Raw genomic sequence first — 24,987 nt, 5'->3', positions numbered from 1 at the left:
ATGGAAAGATAGTCAGTGTCTCCCGTAATCACATCCAGCCAATCTTTAAGAAAGATGGCTACGACTATCAAGTCAATAAAAGTCGATTATTGTCCAGTAAATCACCTATTAGGAAGTAGCAGAGCAAAATATTGGGCAAGTCACTCTGTTGCTTCTGGTGGCTTTTGTACCGGACCTAAATATTTTTGCAAATACGGCGAAAACACTTCGTAAATCAAGGTAAGGGGCTTGCCGTGGTGCCAAAATAAATAGTGACGTCCCCAAAACGGTCCCTGTTCGCCAAAAGCTTTCTCCAAAGCCTCCGAACGACCGTAGTGAAGTCCTTGGATATCGCGGTATAATTCCGCATGCAAGCGGGAAAGATTGTCCCAAATTGGAATCGAGCGATTTTGTAAATATTCGTCTACATGGCGTACTTCCCACCAAGAGGTGGCATATGCCAATCGTTGCCCGGAGGCAGTACGCAACCAAACCTGACGGCGCAAACGCGGCGGGTCAATTTTTTCAATGGAAGTAGGTGCCCCATCGAGATTCATGCCAATGGGAGACATGTCAATCACATCCACTTCTGTGGGTTCCCCCGTTAGCAAGCGCAAATGGCGGGTGGGCGAACCATCTCCCAAAATTAAAATTTGCCAAGCCGGTGCCAAGGTGGAATGGGGCAATCCCGTTTTTACTATGTCTTCGCCACCTTCCCAAATTGGATCGAGGGCATGCCAAGTGGTTTCAAAGGTGGCTTGGTTTGTGGGTCTCAACGTCGCAGCCAATCGCCTTTATGGAACTTAACATCTATAGGATCTATGATAGCGTCCTTTGGATTTGGAGGCACCCAACGGAGGAGTATGGGGGCATGGGAGATGCTCGCTCGAAGTTCTCCTACTTTTTCTCTTGTTTTTTCCTGATGTAGAAAAATAATAGGCGAAAACGAGAATGGTAGATGCACCCTGAGAGACTGCCCCTGGTTATCCGCCAGGGGTTTTTTTTGCTTGTGGTGCCGCATGGCTACCAGAGGTGGCTAGCGTATGAAAAGCAAAACAGATTGCATGGAACCAACCACGGTTCCCAGAATCCCACCTAAATTGACGATCGCTTGTAGTTCGGTTTTGACAATCCCCTGAATAGAAGATTCCAATTCCTGGGCAGGAGTGGCATTGACGCGATCCACAATTACTTGGTCGATATTTAAAATCGGAATGGCTTTGGCGACGATGGTTTCTAAATCCCGCTCCAAATAACGGTCCAAGACCAAGGCCAGTTCCTTGCTCAAAGAATCCAAAGAAGACTCCATAATAGCAGAAGACTGCAATCGAGTCAACAGCAATTGGGCGGCATGTTCCCAATCCACCGAATAGCTGAGCCCTTGTAGCAAGGAAGCACCTTCCGACTGCAAGTAACTCCGAACCGTCTCGCGCATGGTAGCGCGCAACTGGCGCACCGTAGACACGGGTAAGTTTTGCAGGGATAAATCTTGCAACCAGTTTTTCAGTTGGGTGCGAATTTGTAGCGATTGCATCCAATCGGCGAGATAGGCATTGGCGGTTTCTTTTTCATCCAGACAGAAATTGCGCAGTCGGGTTAAGGCATTGCGCAAGCCGAATAAATTGGCAACCACCCAGTAGGTGCCGTGGGATTTTTCGCGAAAGTTATCGTCGATAATGGCAATATTGCGATCGGTGAGGAAATCTACCACCGTGGAACGAATTGTATCCGGTGTTAGGGCTACATCCAACAACCAATCTGCTAATTGTTGGGCTTGGGCTTCGTTGAGCTGAAACTCCAACAAAACGCGATCGAAAATTTGATTGAGCTGGTCTTTGAGAAAATCCTCCCGACGCGCCAGCACTTTCAGCAGGTTGGGGATGGATTCCCCAGTCAAATCGCGCAGGATGTTGGCGAGGATTTTGGTGGTTTTCTGGTTGGTATCGTACTTTACCTGCTCCAACGCCATTTGCAACAGCCAGCGAATGGCTGCTTGGGTGCGTTCGGTTTGTAGCAGGCGACGGGCTAAGTTTTGAATTTCTTCTGGGGTTAGCAGCGACCCCATGATGGTATCGGAGACCCGTTTCGCCAAACGGTCTTGGTTGGCGGGGATCAAACCGGGGGTAAAGGGTAATTTTCGTTTGAATAGATACCACGGTTTGTATGGGCGAAACAGCATCTTAATGGCTAAATCGTTGGTAAAGTAGCCAATAATGCCGCCCGCCACCGGTGGTGCCACCAAAAGCCAAAGTGTAGATAGATCCAAAGCTATGCTAAATCGAAAATTGCTTGCTACACGAGCGAGTTTTCAGCCAACCCAGTTTTTGCGCTGCACAGCGAAAAGCAACTGAGTGGAAGGAAAGAAAAATTTATCGTTTTGTAACGACCAGCACTCCCATTATACCGTTTGCTATGGGATAGTGAACGGCGTTGGCAAAGCCGACTTGCAAGGCGATGTTGATTTGCTCTTTGCCGTTGGGAAAACGCTCGATGCTGGGGGCAAGATAGGCATATTCTTCTCCCAATCCCATTTGGGTGGCAATGGGAACGACAATGGTTTGCAAGTACAATTTTTGAAATTGACGCATGTACCCGCTGTCAGGGCGATGGAAGTCTAAAATGGCAGCTGTTGCGTTTGGTTTCAAAACCCGGTGGATTTCTTGCAGCGAACCCGAAATATCGGCTACGTTGCGCAAGCCATAGCCCATGGTAACTGCGTCGCAGAAACAATCGGCAAAGGGCAAATGGAGAACATCGGCTTCGATCCAGGAGATGTTCGGATAGCCCAGACTCTTTTTGCGAGCTACTTGTAACAGTTCCCAGGAGAAATCTACACCATAGACTTGTCCGGTTTCTCCTACTTGCCATGCTAGCGATCGCGTTAAATCGCCACTGCCACAGCATAAATCCAAACAGGTATCCCCCACACCTGCCTGACTCCATTTCACCGCCATCATTTTCCAAATCCGATGCTGACCGAAACTAAACCAATCGTTCAAGCGATCGTAAACAGGGGCAATACGGTCGAATAGGGGTTTGACACTCATGAGCCCAGGTGCAGAGACAATTTTTGCTTTCCCAAGATAAGAGAATTTTCCTGCTAGCTGTTGCGTACCGTATTTAAAGTCAGAGCCACTTGCTGGCAGGCTAAATAAATCGTATCCAATTCTTCTTCTTTAATGGGAGCGGTTTTTTTCCATTGCAAAGCCAGAATTGCCAGCAGGGTTTCCCGATAAAGAATGGGTACGACCAGATGTGCTTGAATCCCTGTATTTTGATAGTGTTCTAGCTGGGAAAGTTCTTTATCTCTGCCAATGTTGGCACTGACCTTAATTTGGTGCTGGGTGCGTGCTTGTTCGACCAACGGATCGTTTGCCAGCCAACTCAGATCGATTTGGTTGGGATTGTAGGTGCCTGCCGTGGCTAGCTCTTGCCCTTCTACCAATTGCAAAATGGCACTATCGGCTGCAAAATTTTCCGCGAATGCTTTGGCGATGGGGTCGAGGCAATCTTCGGGCTGGTTGGCTTGCTGGGCAACTTGGAGAATCGCTGCCATCAGTTGCGTGTGGGCTTGTGCTCGCAGCAATTCTTCGCTTCTTTGTTGAATCAAACTGTAGGTTTGGGCGGCATTTTGCACCACTTCTTTTAATTCTTTGGGGTCCCAGGGTTTGGTAATGTATTTGTAAACCTGTCCGGAGTTGATCGCTTCTACCAAGTCTTCAATATCGGTAAATCCCGTTAAAATAATCCGAACGGTATTGGGAAACTCCGAGAGGGTTTTGCTCAGAAATTCGGTGCCTTTCATCTCCGGCATGCGTTGGTCGGAGATAATTACCGCTACTTCTCCTTGTTCTTTGAGAATTTCTAGAGCGCTAACGCCACTGTCGGCTTTAAATACGTTAAACTCCCGCCGGAAAGTGCGGTAAAGCAGGTCTAGGTTATCTGGTTCGTCATCAACGACTAACATTTTGGGCTTTTTCGATCGCATGGCTTTCTTCAGCTGGCTTTTAATTTCCTCTAAATCTTGAATAACATTATCCATAGAATTTCCTCATCTGCTACTTCCTCCATTCAGCATGGGTTTGGTGATTGGGATGTCCGGGTTACAAATTCACAATGCAGCCTCGTTGGCATTTCTCTTGAGTTGGCGGGCGAATCCTGGGGAACTTTTCTTGATGTACGGAGATTTCCCAAACTTCCCTGTGGTGCCTGGTGAAATTGACCAACCATTTTTGGGGAAAAGCATCCCTGCGGCTGGATGTACTTTGGCATCGCTGTGTGCTTCAACCAGTTTGGCCAGACCGGTATCCGGATCAAATCAAAAGGGGACTGGTGCTTTTGTTCCCTACCATAACAGGTTTCTACCTAGTGCCCAAAACGGCGAAATCCGGGCACAGGGAATGGACCGTCAAAAAGTCTACCGGGGTGCCTCGATCGAGAGATTGACCTTGAGCGCGAATGACTAGTTGCCCCCTGAATATCTAAGAAGATTATATTTTTTTATGGTTTTCATGACTAGTTTTCCCTTTTGGAAGGGAACAAAAAACGCCATTTCCTGTAGTATCGATGTATTATTTGCGCTAGAATCGGTTTAATTGGCAGAGCGCACTCCTTGGGTGGCCGTAGCCGTTTTTGTCGTTGCTGGCCACCAACGCCAGGGAGAGCCTCTGCTGCCATCCAACGGGCGATCGCATGGCAGGGTGTTGGGAGAGCATATGGCGTGGATTACGGGCAACAGCTGGTTCTGGGTAGGGACGCCAGTTGGTTTATCGTTCCCCAAAAACCAAGCGAGCGATCGCAGACCCTTTATCCTAGCACGTTCGAGTCCCCCACATCGTTTTTCCTTTCCTGTGCCCAATCCATTCCCTTGGGCAAATCATTGCCTTTGGCAGCCAATCGGGATTTGATGCTAAGGCATCTACCTCCAAAACTTCAAAACCAGCGAGGAGGCATATCACTTTGAGTTGCACGCACAACGTTCTGGGACATTCGGTGGTCGTCTTTTCCGCCAACTACCTTCCCCTAACCCGCATCAACATCAAACGGGCGATCGTTTTGTTGCTGGCGGGCAAAGCAGAACCCGTTCATTTTATGAGCTCTGCCACCACCACTTGGACGGTCCATGCCCCCAGCTTGGTTCTGCAGGTACCGGAATACATTCGCTTGACCACCAGCAACCGCGATCGCTTGTGGAAAGCCCCATCGGTTAGCCGCCGGGAGGTTCTCAAACGCGATCGTCATACCTGCCAGTATTGTGGGAGTACCAAACATCTTACCGTCGATCACGTTCTGCCCCGTTCCCGCGGCGGCACCGACACCTGGGAGAACGTGGTTACCGCTTGTACCACGTGCAACGGTCGCAAAGGCAACCGCACCCCAGAAGAAGCCAAAATGCCCCTACGCACCCAGCCCAAGGCACCAGTTCACCCAGTCCTAGCTTTTGCAGAAGAGTTCTGGCGACATCAAGGGGAAGCCATGCAACCCAAGCCCAACGAGGCATAACACCAGATTTTCCGGAGCGTTGCCATGGAAAAGCTCCTCCCCATGCATACCAATTTACGAAAAAAGACGGGAGCTTGAAAGCCCTGCCTCTTCCCCAGCAGGGAGGACAAGCGACCCGTGCGGCGGTCGCCGCCGTCAAAATGTGCTACAATTGCATTCAAATATGTCCGGAATAGAGCGGAAAAATGCTCGTCGAGGATCCCTGTTCGCCGGGGATGGGGCTAACTCTCTTCGCGAGTTCATCTAGGCACACCCAACGAAGCGAGAATCTCACGAATAGAATTCGTGAGCGTGTCAAGAACGGCGGCGCTGTTCCGACCAAATGCGGGTAGGCAAGCCCCAAACATAAATAAATCCTTCGGCGGCTTTGTGGTCGAACTGGTCTTGTTCCCCATAAGTCGCCATATCTGCCGCATACAGGGAATTGGGAGATTGCCTTCCCACCACTGTGGCATGACCTTTAAACAATTTCAAACGCACCGTACCGGATACCCGTTCCTGGGTCTGGCGCACAAAAGCATCCAAAGCCTCTTTCAGAGGACTGTACCACAAGCCGTTGTACACCAGTTGGCTGTAGGTCTGTTCGATGCCCCGTTTGTACTGGGTAATATCGGCGGTAAGCGTCAAACTCTCCAAATCCCGGTGTGCCTGAATTAAAACCATCAGCGCCGGTGCCTCATAAATTTCTCGGGATTTGATGCCCACTAGGCGATTTTCCATCATATCAATCCTACCGACACCGTGGCGTCCCGCGATCGCGTTGAGTTGCGTCACCAACGTCACCGGGTCGCAAGCATTACCATTCACCGTTTTGGGAATTCCTTGCTCGAACCCAACCTCCACATATTCCGGTTCGTCGGGTGTATCGGCAATAGGCTTGGCCATAACAAACACTTCTTCCGGCGGTTCCACCCACGGATCCTCCAAAGACCCTGCTTCAATACTGCGACCCAAAATATTGCGATCGATACTGTAAGGCGAGGACTTCTTCACCGGTGCCGGAATGCCAAAACGCTCTCCATAAGCAATGGTAGCCTCCCGACTCATACCCCACTCGCGTGCGGGTGCCAAAACCTTTAAATCGGGATTGAGAGCCGCAATAGCCACATCAAAGCGTACCTGGTCGTTGCCTTTTCCCGTACAACCGTGTGCCACCGCATCGGCACCGTATTTTTCCGCCGCCTCCACCAGTAACTTGGCAATCAACGGTCTGCCTAACGCCGTCGAAAGCGGGTAGCGGTCTTCGTACATGGCATTGGCTTGAATGGCATCAAACGCATAGTCGCGCACAAAAATTTCCCGGGCATCTTCCACCAACGATTCGCTAGCACCCGCTTGAAACGCCTTTTTGCGTACCGGTTCTAACTCATCCCCCTGACCCAAATCCGCAGCCAGGGTAATGACTTCTTCTACCCCCCACTCATTTTTCAAGTAGGGAATGCAAACCGACGTATCCACGCCACCCGAATAGGCCAGTACTACTTTCTTGGCACGAGCCATGACACACTCCAAATAAATAGGTACACCGAATTTTCATTATCTACCCAACGTCGTTTCCTGGCTATGGTCTGAATGTATAGATTTCTCTACATTTAACCGCCAACAGCCAAAATATCCCCACCTACAGGTTTTTTTTCAGATTTTGGATATACAACTCAATGTCGTGGTCCTTAAAACCATCCGTTCCCGGTTCTCCCAAATCCAAAAAGCGACCGTACACCCGATCGAAAGCCCGCTGCCACCAAGGCATGTTCTCTAGCAACTGCCCTTGGGCGTTAAAGTAGCGCAGCGTTCCCCCATGGGCGTAGTTGAAGAGAAAAGGTACCCGGCAAATGACATCGTTGTTGTTGACAAAACGAAAATACTTGGATTGAAAATCGGCATCCAATTGTTTGGCAAATCGGCGGTTAAAGACGCGCGGTTGCCCGAAGGTATACGCCCCCCGCACATCGATATTTTCTTCGCGAAATCTTGCCAGCGACAAGCTAGCCAACGCCCCACCCAAGCTGTGACCGCTCACCCAAAGCGTCTGGTTTTGGTCGCGAAACCAATTGACCCGCTCGGAAATGGGATACCAAATGCGGTCCAATGCCGCCGCAAATCCCCGATGTACCATACCGCTGGGATAGTACGGCGATTCTTCTCCCTGGCGCGTTTTCCATAAGGTTTGCGCCAAACGGGTGTTGGTTCGCCAATCTTCCGCCTCGTCGGTGCCGCGGAATACCACAAAAATAATGTCTTCTTTACCGGCAATCCAAGCTTCTGCACCGGTGGCGTCATCTCCGATAAAGAAGAATTTAGCAAATCCCCATTGTTTTACTTGTTGTTGAATGGTTGGTTCTTTTTGGTAAGCCAGTTGGGAAGCTTTGGCCAGCCAGAGGGCATTGATGGGACTGTAGGTAGTGGTATGGGCGTCAAAGGTAAAAGATTCCATGGCTCGTTGAAAAAAAAATAAATAACGAGAGAATGGTTCGCCCGCCACAACCCGTTAGCTTCGGGAAAGACGTTGCACGGCTTCTCCACCTAGCATTTGGTCGGCTTCGACCAACAGTTCGGGAATTTTATCGGCGTGGGGACTGGCAGCCAAACAATCCCTTAAATCCAGTTCGCGCACTCGGTCGGCTTTCTGTCCGGGGAACCAATGGCTGGCCTTCCCGAGCAGGTTGTAGCGCATGCGGGCATAATCCACCATATCGTAGGCGATCGCTAAGTTCCGCAGCCACAAAATGACAGGAATATTAACATTTCCCGGCGTTTGGTCGTAGCTGGGCAAGTTGACGTGCCAGGTTTTCACCCAATCTTCTCCCAATGCTTCGATTTCTGCCTGATGCAACCGTTCTAAAATGGGGGCTAGCACTTGGTCGGCTTTCTCCAGCAATGGCAAAGTTTGCATGTGTTCGTCAAAATCGCTGGGTTTGGCGGCACCCAAACTTAGGGTATGCACCTGGGGATGGCTCAGGCAAAACAAATCGTTGAATACCATGGGAGATAGGGGATGGCACAAGTCTACCAGTTTCTGCGGTGCCTGGTACAATTTGCCCCCTTTATCGGAAGGGCTGATAATAAAAACCCCCATGTCGTGCTGCCTGGCAGCTTCAATGGCTGGCCAGTTGGCTTGGTTGATGTAGTACCAGTGCAGGTTAAGGTAGTCGAATTGGTCGGTCGCGATCGCTTTGAGGATAACATCGGTCGGTCCGTGGGTGGAAAATCCCACAAATCGTACTTTTCCCTGTGCCTGCCATTGGCGCACGCAATCCAAACAACCGCCAGGTCGCACGGTTTCTGCCAACAATTCGTAAGTATTGATGCCGTGAATCCCCAGCAAATCTACATAATCCAAATTTAAATACCGCAGGCATTGCTCGAAGGTTTCTTGAAACTCTGCCGGATTTGCTTTGGGAGGAACTTTGGTTTGTACAATCAGTTCTTCGCGGGGAAGTTGCGGCAAAATCTTACCCAGTTGCACCTCCGAGGTGCCGTATCCCCTCGCTGTTTCGATGTGGTTGATGCCTACTTCCAGAGAACGATGAATGGTGGCGGCTAAATTATTTTGATTGTCTGCTGGAATCTCCCGTTCTGGAGTATCTTTCCAGGAATATTGATAGCGCATCCCGCCGCAGGAAAAGACGGGCATGGCAAGTTCCGTGCGTCCAAATCGTCGGTATTGCATGGTTGAAATGGTTTCGATAGCTGGTTTTCGCAATTTGACGGCAGCGTCTTTCCTAGGATAGTACGGGTTTTATGCCAACGGTGGGAAAATTTTGGTGACAATTGCCAAAACTTCGCGATCGCTGCTTGCTTGGCACCAACTGGTACATTTTAGCAGCATTTTGGCTGTTTCTAGGGCAGACAAGTTCCTAGAAAAAGCAGTAATCTAGTAGCATCATCACCCACTCCTTTCAGGAAATTGTCAATGATTGCAAACAAGTTTGCGCTCTGGGCTACGCCAATTGTTTTTGCCGCCACTTTATTGGGAACGGCGCGCACTGGTTGGACGCAAAATGCCCCCACCCCCAGCCAAAACACAACCGAAGCAGAAGCGATTGCCCGCGAGTACATCCAAAGTCTCTATAATTTTTTGCAGCGGGAAGATTATGAGGAAGCCTTATCCCTAGCTCGGGAGGAATTCAGCGAAGCTGACCACATAGCAACGGCTCAAAAATCTTGCCAGCTTTTAGAAAATGGTGTTGCCACGGTGGAAGATTTGGCTGGCGGTTTGCTCAGTAATATCGTACAAACCATGGATACGGAAGACCTGCAGCTCAACCAGCGACCTCTCGGGGAATATCTGGGCATTTCTATTGTTCTCAGTTCGGTTTACTACTGCCCCGAACATCAGGCAACTGTACAGGAATTATTTGGCGAGTAAACAATATTGCCATTGAGAACGAAGCGGGGAAACGATGGCGTTTTCTCGCTTCGTTCTCAAATCCCACAAACCACCATCAGGGAGTTTCTATTTCTTAAAAAATGCAAGAAATAGTCGAGCACTTTTGTAGGAGCGTAATTTTTGATTAGAGAGTATTCCAAAGCGCAATACCAAGAAAAATGAAGAATTTAAGATACTCGTTATTTTTTAGAAATAGCAGTCAATCTTGCCCTCCAGTCCTGTTGGATCGGAAATACCTTGAAACTTAGTAAGAGAATTTTGCTCCAAGTCGCAACTTTTTGGCAGGCAAAACTATCCCGGAAAATTGTTTTGTGGATTTTTGCCAGTATTTTGGCCATCGAAACCGCCATTTTTATCCCTTCTTATTTTCGACGCCAAAGGGAATTGCTTTCCCAGCTAGAAGAGGTTACAGCGATTTTGGTAAATTGGTTAGCTAACGCGCAAACCACAGCCAATTTAGAACCCATGTTGCTTGCCAAAGTGGAAAGCAATTTTCAAAAAACAGCCATCTCGGGAATTGCCATTTACCGCAAAAATGGCGAACAAATTCAAATTTTGGGAGAAAAACCAGAAATTTCTTGGCAAGAGTTGCAGGGAGAGCAAATTGTTCGCCAACTACACTGGTACGAACAGCGTTACGATATTGGCTGGTCCCACAATTATTTGGGTGTAGATTATAATTTGATTATTCGCCACGATGCTAGCGATATAGAACGAGCGCTGATTTTTTATACCATTCGCATTGCGATTTTGGTGATTTTGATTTCAGTATTTGTCACGCTGGTGATGATGGTGGTTTTGGGGGTAACAGCGATCGCGCCGATTTTAGGACTACGCAACGATTTACAAGCGGCTGCTTCTGCTTTGAACAAACAAAGACAGCAAGTCAATTTCTACTCTAGTTCCATGCGAAGCAATGACGAACTGGGGGAAGTGATGGCTGCTTTTCAAGAAATGTTCGATCGCATTTATACTGAAATCGAACAACGCAAGGCTGTAGAAAACTCCCTACGGGAAGAACAAGAAAAATCCGAACGTTTGCTTTTAAATATTTTCCCCGAACCCATTGCCGAACGCCTCAAACAAGGGCAGCAAACGATTGCCGATGAATTTACCGAAGTAACGATTTTATTTGCCGATATTGTGGGTTTCACCGAACTTTCGACGCGGGTACCACCAGAAAAGTTGGTGATGATGTTAAACGATATTTTTTCTCGATTTGACCGTCTAACGGAAAAGTGGGGATTGGAAAAAATTAAAACCATCGGCGACGCCTACATGGTAGTTGGTGGTTTGCCTACTCATTCCGACCAGCATGCCCAAGCTGTGGCAGAAATGGCGCTGGCGATGCAGCAAGAAATGCAACAGTTTGCTAGCAAATATCAAGAAGCTTGCCAGCTGCGAATTGGTATCAACACCGGTCCTGTGGTTGCTGGGGTAATTGGCATGAAAAAATTTATCTACGACCTGTGGGGAGATACGGTGAATGTGGCTTCTCGCATGGAATCCCATGGGGTTGCTGGTGGTATCCAAGTAACTGCAAGTACCTACGAATGCTTGCGAGAGGATTACCATTTGGAAAAACGCGGCAAAATTGCTGTCAAGGGAAAGGGAGAAATGGTCACCTATTGGCTGCTGCTCAGAAAAAGCGATCGCATTTCTCCCCCATAAAGAAATCGAGGACCATCTATGATGATTTTCTATTTTTTCGCGGCTAAAGCAGCTTTGGGATACGCAATGCGTTTGTGGTGGAACTGCTGCCAAACTTGAACGAAAATTTCTGCAATTTTGCTCAGTTCGTCGCGGGTCAAGCCGGAGTCAATTAACTGATTGTCCTGCCAACGAGCGCGAATAATCTTTTTCACCATGGTGAGGGCTTCTTCTGGCGTAGCATCTTCTAAGGAACGCAAGGCTGCTTCGCAGGAGTCAGCCAGCATCACAATACCAGTTTCCCGAGATTGGGGAATGGGCCCCGGATAGCGAAAATCCGCTTCGTTGACTTCCAGGGAAGAGTCTTCTTTGGCACGTTGCAAGGCTTGGTGGTAGAAATAGGCAATCAGCATGGTGCCTTGGTGTTCGGGAATGAATTCGCGAATGGCTTTGGGCAGGCGGCAGCGGGTGGCCATAACCAAACCTTCGCTGACGTGTTTTTTGATAATGTCGGCACTCTTCCAAGGGTCGTTGATTCGATCGTGTTTGTTGGGACCGCCCATTTGATTTTCAATGAAGCCTTGGGGGTCGTGCATTTTGCCGATGTCATGGTAGAGGGTGCCAGCTCGTACCAATTCGACGTTGGCACCGAGGGCTTTGGCGGCGGCTTCTGCCAGGGTAGCTACGAAGAGGGTATGCTGAAAGGTTCCTGGTGCTTGGGCTGCCAGGCGTTTCAACATGGGGCGGTTGGGGTTGGCTAATTCTGCCAGACGAATGGGGGTAACCAGGTCGAACAGGTGTTCTAGGTAGGGGCTAACCCCCATGGCAACAACGCTCCAAGCCAAGCCAGCCAAGCCGTACATGGCAGAGGTGGTTCCGAGGGTGTACCAAACGGTTTCGGCGGTGGCACTGGCAATGAGGGCACCCACGAGGTAGACACCTCCTTGGGCAACGCCTACTCCCAAGCCTAGCAGGGCCAGTTCTTCGCGCGATCGCATTTTGCCGGCAGCAATGGACCCCACCAGACCGCCAGCAGCAGCAGCTAGCAAGTAGCTAACATCGATTTCCAATCCAATGGGCAACACGGCAGTGAGCAGAGCCACTACGGTGGCACCGAGGGTGGAACCGTAGAAGCTACCCACAAGCAGACCAATGGCGGGCAAGCTTAAAAAGGAAGGGGCAATGCTTCCCAACAAGGGGGCGCTCAAACTTAAAATTAAGATTAAAAAGCGATCGCGGCGGCGGGCGCGGCGGTAGAATTTACGCTCTACCAGCAGGTAAACGCCCACGGCAGCAGCAACCACACCGCCCAATCCCAACAAGCCGTTCCAGTTGATGCCCCGTTGGGTAAGATTAAAGCGGTCCAGCAGCACAAAATCTGCCTCGGTGATGGTTTCTCCCGCTTCTACAATCGTCTCCCCTTCGCGAACTGAAACCACCACCGGCTCCACAGCTTGAGCGGCTTGTTCGGCGCGCAGTCGGGTTTGTTCTTCGTCTTTGACCAGGTTGGGTTGCAAAACTTGCAGCAAAATTTTGCTGGCGATTTCGGCAGCGGGGGAAGAAGCCCACTGTTGCACCTGCATTTGGACAGTTTCCCGCAAAATCCGGTCGGGCAAGCCTGGGGGGATGCCTTGGGTGAGAATCTCGGTGGCGGTTTGTTCGATTTGCTGCTGGGTTTTTTCCCAGGTTTTGTCAGAAAGTTCTAACAAGCGGGCATCGTAAATGCTGGGGATGCCCGTACTGGTGTTGGGAGAAAGGGCGCTCAGGGCGCGAAAATATCTCTGCCGCGCTTGTTCGATGTCTTCGAGCAGGGCACGAAACTCGGCGGGCGATCGCTGTTGGTGGGCGTTTTTGAGGGCTTCTAGGGCGATTTGCGACTGTTCCCGCAGCGGTTCCACAGCCCCATCCCTGGCACTGCCCAATATATTACTTAAACCGCGATACAAACCGGTGACGGCTCGCTCTCGCAAGTCGTTGACCAATGCCTCCTCGTCTTTGGGAGAAGTTGTGGGCGGTTGGCGGTTGGGGGCTTCCTCGGTCTGTGGTGCTGCCGGTTCGCTAGCGGCGGGGGGCAGCGATTTGAGAATTTGGTTCCACTCCCAGCCACTGGCAGAACGCAAATACCGTTGTGTTTCCAAAGACAGGACGGTCGTGGAAACGTAAGGTAGAGAGCCGGCAATATCTCGTAGCTGCTTGGCTTGCTCTAGCAGGCGGTTGAGGTCTTTGCGGATTTGTTCGTTAACGGTGGTATCGATGGTGAGGGCGGGAAACGCACCAAAGCGCGCAGCTCTACGGCGGTCTTCGGTGGTGGCTTTATCCACCACTTGAGCGGATTCTGGTGCCACGATGGTCCGCGGTGCCTCTGTACCGACACCGAGTTTGGGTTGGTTGTAAAAACGATGCCCAATGGCTCCGGTCAAACAAGCGATCGCGAGAAATGCAAATACCGGCGAACCGAGCCGCTGCGATTGGCGGCGTCTGGATTTGGGAGACAAATGCCCCCCACGATTGGGCGTCGTATCGGAGCTCCCCGTATGCTGGCGGCGCTTGTGTAGGGGGATTTGATGCCCCGAATTGGCCTGTGACTTCCCTTTCTTTCCTTTGGTCGGGGATTGGTTTTTCTCGACCGCCGAGGTGGCTTTTTTCGACGAAAAAACAGGGCGCTCTTGTGGCGATGAATGCTGGGAGCTTGCCAAGTAGGACAAGCCTACAATTTTGGCAGCGATGCTCGGCCATTTTGCTAGCTGCCTGATTTGCCAAATCGGAGTTTTCATTTAAAACCTCCGAGCGTATAAAAACCGCCTCCGATGGAGACGAACCGTGGTTCGCTGGATTCGCCCAAAACACGACACGGCGAATGAGTTTTACTCTCCCCAGTTGGGGGGAAAGTCCGTTGGTCGCAAACCCACTGAGTCTGGTTTTTTTCTAGTCGCAAACGCCTATCCTGCACGATATCCAACTCGCTTTTTTTAGTGCGTTCGGTGGTGGTTTCTAGAGATCGATCGTGGCGTTATAACCGCTCGTGGGAGCTCGAACGCTGGTCAAGTATGGTTTTTATTCGTTCGCAGACAGTTGGGCATCGAACCAAATGCCTGCTTAGCGTTAATTATACTAATAACGGTTAGGGGAGAAAACTATCTATTTCCTACTTGCCCAGTATAGAAAAAAAACGCCTTCGGGAAATTCGTTGGCGTTTGCGGGAAATTGGCTGGGAAGGGGAGCTAAAAACGCAACTGCCCGGCAGCGGCTACCGTGGGAAATGTGGCAGTAGGGGGACCATCGCTGCTTGCCTCCTCAGAAGACAAAGGGACCATGGTGGCCGCACGAGCGGGGGAAGCACCACCCCAAACCGCCAGCAGACGCCTCCCCCAGCTTTGCAATGCTCTTGGGGAATCTACCCCCCATCGTTGCTCTAGAGGGGTTTCTCGCAAAGCCATTTCCCATCCTACGGGCAATGGGGCTGTACCGTTGTAAGCCCCACAGAAAGCTCCTGTTAGTGCCCCTACCAGGGCAGCTTCGTGGTGGGCGTGGATGGCGCGGCGAATGGATAGAGCGGGAAAATCTGGCGTACTGAGAAAACAAAACAGTGCCATGGAGACGGCTGTGCTTTGAGAAGGGCTGTTTTTGGCAAGACGCCTGCGAGCTTGTTCTAGGGAGTCTTGCTTTTGCAATGCTTTCCCTAGGACTTTGAAAGTTGGTGGCAGCGACGCTTCTGGTTGCCAGGTAGCCAGTGCCTGTTCCAGTTCTCCCAAAAAGATGGTGGGTGCCAGGTTGCCTTGTAGGATTTTGGCGATCGCCCATCCCACCACTAGACCCTCAATACCGCTCTCCAGTGCCTCGGGAATGGCGGCGATCAAACGGCGCTCGTCGTCGTGGAACCACAATCCCAAAACCACTGCAGCTAGGGGAGAATGGCAGCGATCGCTCGGTGGATGCCATCCTGGCTGGGCGACCAGCTGGCGAACCAGCGCCATCACTTCCCGACCGCCTGCCAACGGGGCGGCCGCATCTTCTTTTCCAGGTACGGCGCCAGGGGAACCTCCTTGGCGGCCGAATTGGTCTCCGATCGCCGCTGCCAAGAAGGTTCCTGAAAATCGACTGACTAGGGATTTGGGCATATCCTCATGAAAACGTCCTGGAAGTTGGGAAATCCCGCCGCTGGTGGGCGGGTAGAACGAGAAGGGGAGCGTAGCTCAGACGCGATGGTGGGGTTGGCATTTAAGATGGCGAACGGCGCAGGTAATTCGCCAAAGCTTGTAGCCCCAACAGGTAGCTATCCGTTCCCAAACCGCTAATTTGACCGATAGCGACTGGGGCAATATATGAGTGATGGCGAAAGGCCTCGCGCCGATAGATGTTGCTGAGGTGCACCTCAACCGTGGGTAAATCTACAGCCGCGATCGCGTCTCGAATGGCTACGCTGGTATGGGTGTAGGCACCAGGGTTGATTAAAATTCCCTGGTACTGACCCTTTGCCCCTTGAATGGCATCGACTAAGATCCCTTCATGATTGGATTGCAAAATTTCTAGCTGTATCTGAAGCTGCTGCGCCTCTTGCTTCAACCACTCGTCGATCTGTTCTAAAGTCACATGACCGTATACACCTGGTTCGCGTTTTCCCAGGAGGTTTAAGTTAGGACCGTGCAGTACGAAAACTTTCAGCAAAATACGCAGAAGCTCCAGATCGCGCGTGCTTTACCGACGACGATAGCTCCAATCGTCTACAGGAATTGGAATTGGTTCTGGCTCCGGTTGTGTTTCTGGATCTCGGAGCGCTTCAATTAGCTTGCGAACCCATTCCGTAATTTTGTCTAGCACGTTTTCCAAGTAGTCCATCGAACCAACAGCTCCTTAACTGATGCCTAAACACAAGCTAGCTAACCGGTTGGCTATCTAGCCAGGCAGTCGGACCATACGTCTGCCATTTTTTTGGTTTCTACTTTCGATCTTAACGAACGATCGCAAGGTTTGTTTGCCCACCGAAATCGCACCACACAAAATTTTCCTTAAATTTCTTTTTAGTTTTCGGTTTTGGGGATCGAGGGCTGGCTTGCCTTCTGGGATCGACAGCGATCGCGTATGGGTCTGGTTTTTCAGAAACCAAAAACCATTTTCAGAAAATCAGATTCCTATTGTCATCGATCTTAGCACAAACCTCCGGGCGCCCAGGGCGCTGGCCAAGGCAACCACGATTTCCAACTGGCTGGCGGCAATCCCCGAGAAAATCTCGCCTCGATCTACCCAGACAGCATGGCCCGGCGCAGATGGTCGATAGCATAGCGCACGCTGGCGTGGCGAATCCAGTTGCGTTGGGAATTTTCCCCAAAACGGTGTTGGATGCTTTTGACCCTACCATCGGGCGCTGCCAACCCAATATACACCAATCCCACCGGTTTTTCTAGCGTACCGCCTCCAGGACCGGCAATACCCGTCACGCTCACGCCCCAATGGCTGCCGAAACTGCCTCGCACCCCCAACGCCATTTGTTCGGCTACGGGAGCACTAACCGCGCCCTGGGTTTGCAAATCTTCTGGGGAGACTTGCAGCCAATGGCGTTTGACCTCGTTGCTATAGGCGATCGTTCCCCCCAAAAACACTGCCGAGGCACCAGGCACTTCCGTCAGGGTAGCACCAATCCCCCCACCAGTACAGGATTCCGCCACGGCAACTGTTTCCCCGCGCTCTTGCAACTGCCGCACTACCACCGCCGGCAGGGTTTCCTCGTCGCTGCCAAAATAGTGGGAACCGGCCATTTCGCGTACTTTTTGAGAAACCGGTTCGATGAGTTGCAGTGCTTCGGCTTCGCTCGCCGAGCGCGCGGAAATCCGCAACCGCACTTCTCCCATGCTGGCATAGGGGGCAACTGTGGGATTGTCCATGGCTAGCAAATCCGCCACTTTTTCTGCCAAAGTCGATTCGGGAATCCCCCAAAATTTCAGCACTTGGCTGTAGATCGCTTCTTGGCCCCAACCCAGCGATCGCAAAAAATCCACCGCCGTATCGTGCCACATGCGCTCCATTTCCCGCGGCACCCCGGGAAAGGTCAAAATCGCCAGCCCCGGCTGCGGCTGCCACATCATCCCCGGGGCGGTTCCCAAAGGATTGGGCAGTACCTCTGCTCCCTGGGGCAACAACGCTTGTTTGCGGTTGCTTTCAGACATGGAACGCCCGCGGGCTGTGTATTTGCGCTGGATATCTTCCAGAACTTCCCCCCGTTCTTCTAGGGGGACCTCGAAAAACTCTGCCAGGGTGGCTACCGTCAAATCGTCTGGGGTGGGTCCCAAACCACCGGTAAAAATTAAAATTGAACTGCGCTGGCAAGCGATCGCGATCGCATTTTTCAACCGCTGGGGATTATCCCCCACCACCGTCTGATAAAAATGGGGAATACCCAACTTTGCTAGCTGCTGTCCCAAAAAGCGAGAATTGGTATTGAGAATCTCTCCCAGCAGCAATTCCGTTCCGACACAAATTACTTCCGCTGCCATAATAAATTTTCCCCTGACCTACACCACAATCACTTGCGATTCTTGCTTTCATTTTTGCCAGGAGTCCCTTGTTCTCGATTTCTCTGACAGCGTACCCGTTGCCATACCTTCCAACTGGTATAGATCAGCAATAGCGTTGCCGCCAGAGCATAGGCACGACCGCTGGGCACTCCCGAAAAAGCCAGCGCCAATCCCCCCAGCCACAGGGTTAAAGCATACATAAACAAAACCGTCAACCTTTGCGACAGTCCTGCCGCCAGCAACCGGTGGTGTAAATGGCTGCGGTCTGCCAGAAAGGGCGATTTCCCGCTTTTCAAACGAGAGATAATTACCGTTGACATATCGGCGATGGGCAAAGCCAAAATTACATACGGCAGCAAAACCGCCGTCACGGCAGTACCTTTCAACAGTCCAATCACACCGACCCCAGCCAGGGTAAATCCCATATAGTACGCGCCCCCATCTCCCATAAAAATCTGGGCGGGGTTAAAGTTATAGCGCAAAAATCCCAAAGCCCCACCAGCCAAAGCCGCAGCAATCAAGGCGGCTGCCGGTTGCTCCATAAACAGACTCACCACCAGCATCACCACCGCCGCAATTCCCGATACCCCAGCTGCCAATCCATCTACCCCATCAATCCAATTAATCGCATTGGCCATTCCCACCAACCAAACGGCTGTCACCACTGCCCCCAGCCAGTCGGGAAGCATGAGCAATCCCCCCGAAAGTGGATTGCTAATAAACTCAATCCGTACTCCCACCGTCCAAGCCAAAAGAGCCACAACGGTTTGTAGCAGCAAACGGGTGAACGGAGATAGATTAAATAAATCGTCTGCCAGACCAATGATAAAGAAGGCGAGACCGCCAATGGTCACGCCCCAAATTTCATATTCGGCTTTTGGACCTAAAAGGTTTCCTTGGGCATCGACAAATCCCCCCATCCACCAAACCATGAGCAAAGCTACCAAGGTACCCACAAAAATGGATATGCCCCCCAAACGTACGATGGGTTGTTGGTGAACTTTCCGCCGGTTGGGCAGGTCTACATAGCCGCTGGCCATACCGATATGCTTCACCAGGGGGGTACTCCAGAGTACCACCAGGTTGGATACTAGGAAAGCAACTAAGTGATAAATCTCTTGAGGCATTGGTGAAGGGCAACGAACGGGCCAAGCTGGGCAGCAAACTCAATTGTAACCACAAGGAGGGAAAAATGCCGATGCCGACAAACGGGGAAAAGCCAGCGTTTTGACCGGCCTTTGACCCGCTAGCGAAAGGGAAATGCCTTCTGGGGATTTTTTTAGGCAGGAGTGGCCACAGGCATACTGAGATGGGGATAAAGTGGGAAGCGATCGCACAAATTGGCTACCCGTTGGCGACAATCAGATTTTACCGATTCATCTTCGGGATTCAACAGCAGATCGGCAATGATATTGGCAATTTCGATAAATTCATCGGTGCCCATGCCCCGGGTGGTTACTGCTGGCGTTCCCAAACGCAAACCGCTGGTCACAAAGGGAGATTCCGGATCGAACGGTACGGTATTTTTATTGGCAGTGATATTAGCTTCGCTCACCAATCGATCGGCCCGTTTGCCGGTCATGCCGATGCTACGCAAATCTACCAAAACCAAGTGGTTGTCGGTGCCACCGGAAACCGTATCCAATCCCCGTTCTTGCAGCTGACCGGCCAAAGCCCTGGCATTGTCAATGACTTGGGCGGCATAGGCTTTAAATTCCGGCTGCAATGCTTCCCCAAAAGCCACAGCTTTTCCGGCAATGACGTGTTCTAAAGGACCGCCTTGGCTGCCGGGAAAGACCGCTTTATCGAATTTTTTCCCAAGTTCCAGATCGTTGGTCAAAATCAAACCACCCCGAGGACCGCGCAGGGTTTTATGGGTGGTGGTGGTGACCACGTGGCAGTGGGGAACAGGGTTGGAATGGTGACCGGCGGCTACCAAACCAGCAATGTGGGCAATGTCTGCTAGCAGATAGGCTCCCACTTCGTCGGCGATTTCCCGGAATTTGGCAAAGTCAATGGTGCGCGGATACGCCGAATAGCCGCAAATAATCATTTTGGGCTGGTGTTTTTTGGCTAAAGCCCGCACTTCGTCGTAATCCAACTGTCCGGTTTCGGCGTTGACACCGTAGTGTTCCACGTGGAACCATTTGCCGGAAACGTTAACAGGAGAACCGTGGGTTAGGTGTCCGCCGTGGGACAGATCCATCCCCATGATGGTGTCTCCTGGCTTGAGCAGGGCTAAAAATACGGCAAAGTTGGCTTGGGCGCCAGAGTGCGGTTGGACGTTGGCATGGGCGGCACCAAACAGTTCTTTGGCGCGATCGATCGCTAAACTCTCTACTTCGTCGATGAATTCACAACCGCCGTAGTACCGCTTTCCAGGCAAGCCTTCTGCATATTTATTGGTTAGTACGGAACCTTGAGCGGCTAGAACCGCAGCAGATGTAAAATTTTCGCTGGCAATTAATTCTAAGTGTTGGCGTTGGCGTTGCAGTTCTTTATCGAGCAGTTCGGTAATTACTGGATCGGTTTCGCCTAGAAAATCTAAGTTGGTTTTAGTCACAGAGTTTCTTCCTCCGTCTTGAATTCGTCACGACCGACGCGATGGGTCTATTGCAGGTCAAACCTTCTTTATGGCTCGTTTTTCCCCAGCGCCGGTGCTGGCTCCCCAGGGTTTCACTATACCTCTATTTCCGTTCGGAACAAATGCGATTTCGTTGGGGACAGCCACTTTTTAGATTTGTATACTTGGTTTTCCCTGCCCGAATCTCCCTCTTGCCTTGGATTACAATGGAATTAAACCAAAAATTTGTCATCCAATCGAGGAGAAACGGGTTATGTTGGTTATTTTAATGGACGATCGAATTGTTTCCCCACAAAAAGTCTGTTCGAGTTGTCTCATGGCAAACGAACACGGTCAACCCCGTTGGCGCCACGGACAGCTTGGTTGCGGACATCCGATTCGCAAGTTGACCGAACACCAGGCGGACCAGTTTGAGTGTCAGATGGGTTTTCGGATCGCATCCATTGATTCTTTATGAAAAAGGTGGCTCTGCTGGCGTTGAAGTCGAGAAAGTTGGGGGAAGGGCGTAGTGTGGGAATGAGTGGCGTTCCCTGGGGTCGGGGAGTTGTTTTGTCTCCAGGAGAAGCGATCGCTGAAATCTACTGCCATCTGCGTTATTGTAAAATCTGTAGATAACAAGTTTTTTTACTTTACACGTTGAGGAGAAACACTCATGACCTGGCGACAATCGACCACTCCAGGACAACGGATTCTTGCCTGCCTTCCCTATTTATTGCCTCTTTTAGAGGTGACGGTACGCTTTAGCCAACCACTTTTAAGCCAATTTCCCTTTTTGAGTATTTTCTTTGTTCCCCTAGCGCCTCTCATTCAACTATACGCCAGCGTTCCTTTCGCACCGCTGATTGCGTTTCTGTTATTAATTTTCTTGGTGGTTCGAAATACCAATATCGCTCATTTTATCCGCTTTAATACTATGCAGGCGATTTTGCTGGATATTGCTCTCTTTTTGGCCAGCTTGCTGGTGCGCTTTTTGATCCAACCCATTGGCAACCAATTGCTCCTGGAAACGCTGGCCAATACGATTTTCCTCGGTGTGGTGGCAGCTGTGGTGTTTAGCATTGCGCAATCTTTGCGGGGGTTGTATGCGGAAATTCCTACCATTTCCGATGCGGCTTACCTACAAGTACGCTAAGCTGGTTTTGCCAGGGCGGCGATCGCTTTTTAACTACTGGGTTTGGCTACCACATGATTTTCTAAAGAACCAATCCCCTCAATTTCTATCCGCACGCGATCGCCAATTTGCACGGGTCCCACCCCCGCCGGCGTTCCGGTTAAAATTACATCGCCAGGCAGCAACGTCATAATTTGGCTAATGTAGGCAACCAATTGCTCCGGCGCAAACACCATTTCTTCAATGGAAGCGGATTGCACCGGTTCACCCCGGTCGTTGATAAAAGTTTGCAACTGTGCTCCCGGACTGATTTCCCGCACGATCCAAGGTCCGAGGGGGCAAAAGGTATCGAATCCCTTGGCACGCGTCCACTGGTTGTCTTGGCGCTGCAAATCCCGAGCCGTTACATCGTTGGCAATCGTGTATCCCCAGATTTTTGCCGGTGCCGTTTCTAGGGGACAATCGACACAAGTATCCCCCACAATCAGTGCCAACTCCCCTTCGTAGTCCACCTGTTGCGACTGCGGCGGATAGTGAATGGCAGCATGGGTAGCAATAGCGGCAGTAGGCGGTTTGAGAAACAACAGCGGCTCTTGTGGTAGCGTTCCCCCCATTTCCTCAGCGTGTTGGCGATAGTTTTTTCCCACCGCTACGATTTTGGAAGGACGACAAGGGGCCAGCAGTTCGTACGCATCCGCTTCCAGCTGCAACTCGGTGGGTTGTCCTTTCATCCAGGGCGGGGCATCTAGCACCTTGACCCCTAAATCTGGCTGTAAGGAACCGTAGTAAATTTTTTCCTCTGGGGTTTTGACTCGAACGTAGCGTTGTACCATCAATCAATTTTACACCAATACGTGCCAATCTCAAGGCGTGTGCGGGAGTTGGCGTCCCTAGCTCTCCGCTCGATGCCGCGGGGAACGGGCAAAACCAATCAAATACAAACGAACGATATCAAACATACCAGATGGTTTGGGAATTCAATGCGCTCCTTGGAAAAGAACTAAAAATAGTGTACAATTAAAAGCTTGCTATGTCGTACATCCTTGCTGTTTCTACCCATCGGTCGTCCGATTTGACCGCCAGAAGCAGCCGCTCAGACCAAAGGGAGGAACTTTCATGACAAGATACTACGAAACCATGTACATCCTGCGCCCCGACTTGGGAGAAGAACGGGTGCAACAATCCATCGAGAAATACGAAAACATCCTACGCGAACAGGGGGCAACAGCCATTGAAAGCCAACATCGCGGCAAACGACGTTTGGCTTACGAAATCCAACGACATCGCGAAGGCATTTACATTCAACTCAACTACGAAGGGGAAGGCAAAGAAGTTGCTCCCCTAGAACGCGCTATGCGCATTAGCGAAGAGGTCATCCGCTACCTAACGGTCAAGCAAGAAAAACCCGAAGCGAGTTCCGAAACAGATACAACGGAAACCCCCGGCGAAACCCCCGCCGAGGCAGCCAGCTAGCCCTTGCCAATTGACCAAAAATGTGGTAGTAATATAAATTTGGCTTTTGCTACTGCTCGGATCGGGTCGAAAAATCAAATGCTGGCGAAGAAGTAGCAGGCAGCCAGCTACCTGTACGGCAAATTTCTATCCTTACCATGACTTACGCAATTATCGAAACCGGTGGCAAACAACTGCGCGTAGAACCCGGTAGATTCTACGATGTGGAAAAACTGCACCTAGAACCAGGCGAAGCCCTCACCATTGACCGAGTGCTGCTGGTGGAACACGAAGGCACTACCCATGTCGGTCAACCCACGGTAGAAGGTGCTACGGTGGAAACAAAGGTTCTGGAACAGCGTCGCGGACGCAAAATTATTGTGTTCAAAATGCACCGGAAAAAGAATTACCGGAGGAAGCAAGGGCACCGTCAGGACTTGACGCGCCTTTTCGTGCAATCCATCAGCCTCAATGGGGAAACGCTGGCACAGGCAGAAACCGAACCTGCTAGTGAAGTTGAAGCAACCGAACTGACAGAATCGGAAGTGCCGGAAATGGTAGAAGCGACGGATTCCACAACCGAATAAATCGGCTTGACAATAGCTGTCTAACTTTTGCCGCTAGGGATTTTAAGGAGAAACTATGGCTCACAAGAAAGGAACCGGTAGTACTCGTAACGGTCGCGACTCAAATTCAAAACGCTTAGGCGTCAAACGTTTTGGCGGTCAACAAGTCAGAGCTGGCAATATTTTGGTCCGCCAACGGGGAACCAAATTCCATCCGGGAAAAAATGTCGGTCGCGGTAATGATGATACCCTCTTTGCCCTCATTGATGGTGTCGTTACTTTTGAACGCCGCGGCAGAAGTCAGAAAAAAATTAGCGTTTATCCGCAACCAGAAACTGGCGCAATCTCGGAACTGCCAGCAGCCTCTCGCTGAGATTTGTGAAGATTTGTAAATATTTTGTGAACGTTCCTTCCTGCGATCGCGACGCCTGCGATCGCAGGAATTTTTGGTTCGAGCAGGTTATTGAGATGGTTGCTGCGGTTGTGGGGATGGTGACCGCCAGCATCCTCGGTTGCCCGCTCTATATCCAGATCCGCGCCATTGGGGAATGCCATTTTCATCCCGTAGCGTTACCACCCGATCTTGATGGCGAATTTGGGAGGCTACCATTTGTTCCGTACCGGCAAAATTAACGCGCGACCCGGTAACTTCAATGCGCGAGCCAGCTTCCAAAGGCATCCCAGCTTCATTGAGATACCAAGATGGACCCACACGCACGAGCATTGTCTCGCTTTGGGAACCATTAGACGGTTGCAACCGCAAATGAATTCCTTGTGGCATAGTGCTAGTTTGATTTTGGTTTCCTCCCCCTCCCCAATTGCGATTATTGGGGGTATAGGTCAGTTTTTCCCTAACCGTACCGCGAATCGTTTCGACAGTTGCTGGATTGTACATACGACCAGGACCGTTGCCAGGACCGCGACCGTGATGGGGTCCGCGACCGCGACCGCGACCGTGATGGGGACCACGACCGCGACCACGCCCTCCACCAGGGCAAGCGGTAGGTTGTTGTGCTAACGTTGGGGTGGCAGCATCCCATGTGCCTCGATCGCTGCTATTATTGAGGGCAACCGTCGGTGCCATTTCCCAAATCCATCCCGTGAGACCGACAACAGCGGCTCCTAGGAAAAATTTTTGCCAAATGCGATCGCATTTCATAATCTGCTACCTCCTAATAGGTTATTTACTGGACAATAATTGACTTTTGTTGACTTGATAGTCGTAGCCATCTTTCTTGAAGATT

Annotated in this window: 24 protein-coding genes; 9 read left to right on the top strand and 15 right to left on the bottom strand. The window is 50.8% G+C overall.

The window, feature by feature from the left end; all coding sequences use genetic code 11:
* Positions 1-140: 140 nt before the first annotated feature.
* From AS151_RS15585 to AS151_RS15570, 4 genes are all read right to left on the bottom strand, one after another.
* Complete coding sequence (locus AS151_RS15585) at positions 141-755, bottom strand: chorismate lyase (RefSeq protein ID WP_170861421.1); 615 nt, start codon at positions 753-755, stop codon at positions 141-143.
* A gap of 260 nt (positions 756-1,015) precedes the next feature.
* On the bottom strand, positions 1,016-2,245 hold the full coding sequence (locus AS151_RS15580) for a DUF445 family protein (RefSeq protein WP_170861420.1): 1,230 nt from the start codon (positions 2,243-2,245) through the stop codon (positions 1,016-1,018).
* Positions 2,246-2,348: 103 nt separating this feature from the next.
* Positions 2,349-3,026 carry a bifunctional demethylmenaquinone methyltransferase/2-methoxy-6-polyprenyl-1,4-benzoquinol methylase UbiE gene (ubiE, locus tag AS151_RS15575; RefSeq protein ID WP_071517985.1) on the bottom strand — a complete coding sequence of 226 codons (678 nt, stop codon included), beginning with the start codon at positions 3,024-3,026 and terminating at the stop codon, positions 2,349-2,351.
* 53 nt (positions 3,027-3,079) lie between these two features.
* Positions 3,080-4,021: a response regulator gene (locus AS151_RS15570; protein ID WP_071517984.1), complete on the bottom strand. Its 942-nt coding sequence runs from the start codon at positions 4,019-4,021 to the stop codon at positions 3,080-3,082.
* 917 nt (positions 4,022-4,938) lie between these two features.
* Between AS151_RS15570 and AS151_RS15560 the strand changes: the two genes are divergently transcribed.
* Positions 4,939-5,481 (top strand): HNH endonuclease, encoded by a 543-nt coding sequence (locus AS151_RS15560; protein WP_071517982.1) that lies wholly within the window; start codon positions 4,939-4,941, stop codon positions 5,479-5,481.
* Positions 5,482-5,775: 294 nt separating this feature from the next.
* Here AS151_RS15560 and AS151_RS15555 read toward each other — a convergent pair whose 3' ends face one another.
* The 3 genes from AS151_RS15555 to AS151_RS15545 form a co-directional block, all read right to left on the bottom strand.
* A complete protein-coding gene (locus AS151_RS15555; RefSeq protein ID WP_071517981.1) occupies positions 5,776-6,981 on the bottom strand; it encodes an argininosuccinate synthase in 1,206 nt (401 codons plus the stop codon).
* A gap of 121 nt (positions 6,982-7,102) precedes the next feature.
* Positions 7,103-7,915, bottom strand: coding sequence for a lipase family protein (locus tag AS151_RS15550; protein WP_071517990.1), 813 nt, complete (start codon positions 7,913-7,915; stop codon positions 7,103-7,105).
* A 54-nt stretch (positions 7,916-7,969) separates the two neighbouring features.
* Positions 7,970-9,151: an aldo/keto reductase gene (locus AS151_RS15545; RefSeq protein WP_071517989.1), complete on the bottom strand. Its 1,182-nt coding sequence runs from the start codon at positions 9,149-9,151 to the stop codon at positions 7,970-7,972.
* Between the two features lie 243 nt (positions 9,152-9,394).
* On the opposite strand from AS151_RS15545, the gene AS151_RS15540 reads away from it, so the two are divergent.
* Both AS151_RS15540 and AS151_RS15535 read left to right on the top strand, forming a co-directional pair.
* Positions 9,395-9,850, top strand: coding sequence for a hypothetical protein (locus tag AS151_RS15540; protein WP_071517980.1), 456 nt, complete (start codon positions 9,395-9,397; stop codon positions 9,848-9,850).
* Positions 9,851-10,129: 279 nt separating this feature from the next.
* The gene (locus AS151_RS15535; protein WP_244533039.1) at positions 10,130-11,542 is read left to right on the top strand and encodes an adenylate/guanylate cyclase domain-containing protein; all 1,413 of its coding nucleotides are present in this window, start codon (positions 10,130-10,132) and stop codon (positions 11,540-11,542) included.
* 29 nt (positions 11,543-11,571) lie between these two features.
* Here the strand turns inward: AS151_RS15535 and AS151_RS15530 are convergent, their stop codons facing one another.
* The 6 genes from AS151_RS15530 to glyA all read right to left on the bottom strand — a co-directional run bounded on the left by AS151_RS15530 (position 11,572) and on the right by glyA (position 20,593).
* Positions 11,572-14,295: an HDIG domain-containing metalloprotein gene (locus AS151_RS15530; protein WP_084639630.1), complete on the bottom strand. Its 2,724-nt coding sequence runs from the start codon at positions 14,293-14,295 to the stop codon at positions 11,572-11,574.
* Positions 14,296-14,742: 447 nt separating this feature from the next.
* A complete protein-coding gene (locus tag AS151_RS15525) occupies positions 14,743-15,639 on the bottom strand; it encodes an ADP-ribosylglycohydrolase family protein (RefSeq protein ID WP_139240690.1) in 897 nt (298 codons plus the stop codon).
* Between the two features lie 100 nt (positions 15,640-15,739).
* The gene (aroQ, locus tag AS151_RS15520) at positions 15,740-16,186 is read right to left on the bottom strand and encodes a type II 3-dehydroquinate dehydratase (protein ID WP_084639629.1); all 447 of its coding nucleotides are present in this window, start codon (positions 16,184-16,186) and stop codon (positions 15,740-15,742) included.
* Between the two features lie 572 nt (positions 16,187-16,758).
* Positions 16,759-18,009 carry a competence/damage-inducible protein A gene (locus tag AS151_RS15515; protein WP_071517976.1) on the bottom strand — a complete coding sequence of 417 codons (1,251 nt, stop codon included), beginning with the start codon at positions 18,007-18,009 and terminating at the stop codon, positions 16,759-16,761.
* Positions 18,010-18,038: 29 nt separating this feature from the next.
* Positions 18,039-19,157 (bottom strand): MraY family glycosyltransferase, encoded by a 1,119-nt coding sequence (locus AS151_RS15510; RefSeq protein ID WP_071517975.1) that lies wholly within the window; start codon positions 19,155-19,157, stop codon positions 18,039-18,041.
* A 152-nt stretch (positions 19,158-19,309) separates the two neighbouring features.
* Positions 19,310-20,593: a serine hydroxymethyltransferase gene (gene glyA, locus AS151_RS15505; RefSeq protein ID WP_071517974.1), complete on the bottom strand. Its 1,284-nt coding sequence runs from the start codon at positions 20,591-20,593 to the stop codon at positions 19,310-19,312.
* Between the two features lie 274 nt (positions 20,594-20,867).
* On the opposite strand from glyA, the gene AS151_RS15500 reads away from it, so the two are divergent.
* Genes AS151_RS15500 through AS151_RS15495 form a run of 3 tightly spaced genes read left to right on the top strand, consistent with a single transcriptional unit; the run spans position 20,868 to position 21,746 of the window.
* On the top strand, positions 20,868-21,071 hold the full coding sequence (locus AS151_RS15500) for a hypothetical protein (RefSeq protein ID WP_071517973.1): 204 nt from the start codon (positions 20,868-20,870) through the stop codon (positions 21,069-21,071).
* Entirely contained in the window at positions 21,068-21,229 is a 162-nt protein-coding gene (locus AS151_RS22220; protein ID WP_170861419.1) for a hypothetical protein, read from the top strand. Before AS151_RS15500 ends, AS151_RS22220 begins: the two co-directional genes overlap by 4 nt.
* Before the next feature lie 37 nt (positions 21,230-21,266).
* On the top strand, positions 21,267-21,746 hold the full coding sequence (locus AS151_RS15495) for a Tic20 family protein (RefSeq protein ID WP_071517972.1): 480 nt from the start codon (positions 21,267-21,269) through the stop codon (positions 21,744-21,746).
* Positions 21,747-21,775: 29 nt separating this feature from the next.
* Here AS151_RS15495 and AS151_RS15490 read toward each other — a convergent pair whose 3' ends face one another.
* Positions 21,776-22,558: a fumarylacetoacetate hydrolase family protein gene (locus AS151_RS15490; protein ID WP_071517971.1), complete on the bottom strand. Its 783-nt coding sequence runs from the start codon at positions 22,556-22,558 to the stop codon at positions 21,776-21,778.
* A 283-nt stretch (positions 22,559-22,841) separates the two neighbouring features.
* On the opposite strand from AS151_RS15490, the gene rpsF reads away from it, so the two are divergent.
* The 3 genes from rpsF to rpmA all read left to right on the top strand — a co-directional run bounded on the left by rpsF (position 22,842) and on the right by rpmA (position 24,116).
* Positions 22,842-23,198, top strand: a complete 357-nt coding sequence (gene rpsF, locus AS151_RS15485; protein ID WP_071517970.1) for a 30S ribosomal protein S6 — start codon at positions 22,842-22,844, stop codon at positions 23,196-23,198.
* Between the two features lie 137 nt (positions 23,199-23,335).
* Positions 23,336-23,764 carry a 50S ribosomal protein L21 gene (rplU, locus tag AS151_RS15480; RefSeq protein WP_071517969.1) on the top strand — a complete coding sequence of 143 codons (429 nt, stop codon included), beginning with the start codon at positions 23,336-23,338 and terminating at the stop codon, positions 23,762-23,764.
* A gap of 55 nt (positions 23,765-23,819) precedes the next feature.
* Positions 23,820-24,116 (top strand): 50S ribosomal protein L27, encoded by a 297-nt coding sequence (gene rpmA / locus AS151_RS15475; RefSeq protein WP_071517968.1) that lies wholly within the window; start codon positions 23,820-23,822, stop codon positions 24,114-24,116.
* Positions 24,117-24,203: 87 nt separating this feature from the next.
* On the opposite strand, the gene AS151_RS15470 is transcribed toward rpmA, so the two are convergent.
* Complete coding sequence (locus AS151_RS15470; protein ID WP_071517967.1) at positions 24,204-24,902, bottom strand: hypothetical protein; 699 nt, start codon at positions 24,900-24,902, stop codon at positions 24,204-24,206.
* Between the last annotated feature and the right edge of the window lie 85 nt (positions 24,903-24,987).

Origin of the sequence: Geitlerinema sp. PCC 9228, from assembly GCF_001870905.1 — a bacterium.
Classification (GTDB): Bacteria; Cyanobacteriota; Cyanobacteriia; order Cyanobacteriales; family PCC-9228; genus PCC-9228.
Note: the sequence above shows the minus strand (reverse complement) of the source record. Positions and strands in the feature narration are given on the sequence as shown.

Coding starts and splice junctions, on each gene's coding strand:
- ubiE (WP_071517985.1), bottom strand. CDS start 3,026: ATGAGTGTCAAACCCCTATTCGACCGTATTGCCCCTGTTTACGATCGC.
- AS151_RS15570 (WP_071517984.1), bottom strand. CDS start 4,021: ATGGATAATGTTATTCAAGATTTAGAGGAAATTAAAAGCCAGCTGAAG.
- AS151_RS15555 (WP_071517981.1), bottom strand. CDS start 6,981: ATGGCTCGTGCCAAGAAAGTAGTACTGGCCTATTCGGGTGGCGTGGAT.
- AS151_RS15550 (WP_071517990.1), bottom strand. CDS start 7,915: ATGGAATCTTTTACCTTTGACGCCCATACCACTACCTACAGTCCCATC.
- AS151_RS15545 (WP_071517989.1), bottom strand. CDS start 9,151: ATGCAATACCGACGATTTGGACGCACGGAACTTGCCATGCCCGTCTTT.
- AS151_RS15540 (WP_071517980.1), top strand. CDS start 9,395: ATGATTGCAAACAAGTTTGCGCTCTGGGCTACGCCAATTGTTTTTGCC.
- AS151_RS15530 (WP_084639630.1), bottom strand. CDS start 14,295: ATGAAAACTCCGATTTGGCAAATCAGGCAGCTAGCAAAATGGCCGAGC.
- AS151_RS15525 (WP_139240690.1), bottom strand. CDS start 15,639: ATGCCCAAATCCCTAGTCAGTCGATTTTCAGGAACCTTCTTGGCAGCG.
- AS151_RS15515 (WP_071517976.1), bottom strand. CDS start 18,009: ATGGCAGCGGAAGTAATTTGTGTCGGAACGGAATTGCTGCTGGGAGAG.
- AS151_RS15510 (WP_071517975.1), bottom strand. CDS start 19,157: ATGCCTCAAGAGATTTATCACTTAGTTGCTTTCCTAGTATCCAACCTG.
- AS151_RS15500 (WP_071517973.1), top strand. CDS start 20,868: ATGTTGGTTATTTTAATGGACGATCGAATTGTTTCCCCACAAAAAGTC.
- AS151_RS22220 (WP_170861419.1), top strand. CDS start 21,068: ATGAAAAAGGTGGCTCTGCTGGCGTTGAAGTCGAGAAAGTTGGGGGAA.
- AS151_RS15495 (WP_071517972.1), top strand. CDS start 21,267: ATGACCTGGCGACAATCGACCACTCCAGGACAACGGATTCTTGCCTGC.
- AS151_RS15490 (WP_071517971.1), bottom strand. CDS start 22,558: ATGGTACAACGCTACGTTCGAGTCAAAACCCCAGAGGAAAAAATTTAC.
- rpsF (WP_071517970.1), top strand. CDS start 22,842: ATGACAAGATACTACGAAACCATGTACATCCTGCGCCCCGACTTGGGA.
- rplU (WP_071517969.1), top strand. CDS start 23,336: ATGACTTACGCAATTATCGAAACCGGTGGCAAACAACTGCGCGTAGAA.
- rpmA (WP_071517968.1), top strand. CDS start 23,820: ATGGCTCACAAGAAAGGAACCGGTAGTACTCGTAACGGTCGCGACTCA.
- AS151_RS15470 (WP_071517967.1), bottom strand. CDS start 24,902: ATGAAATGCGATCGCATTTGGCAAAAATTTTTCCTAGGAGCCGCTGTT.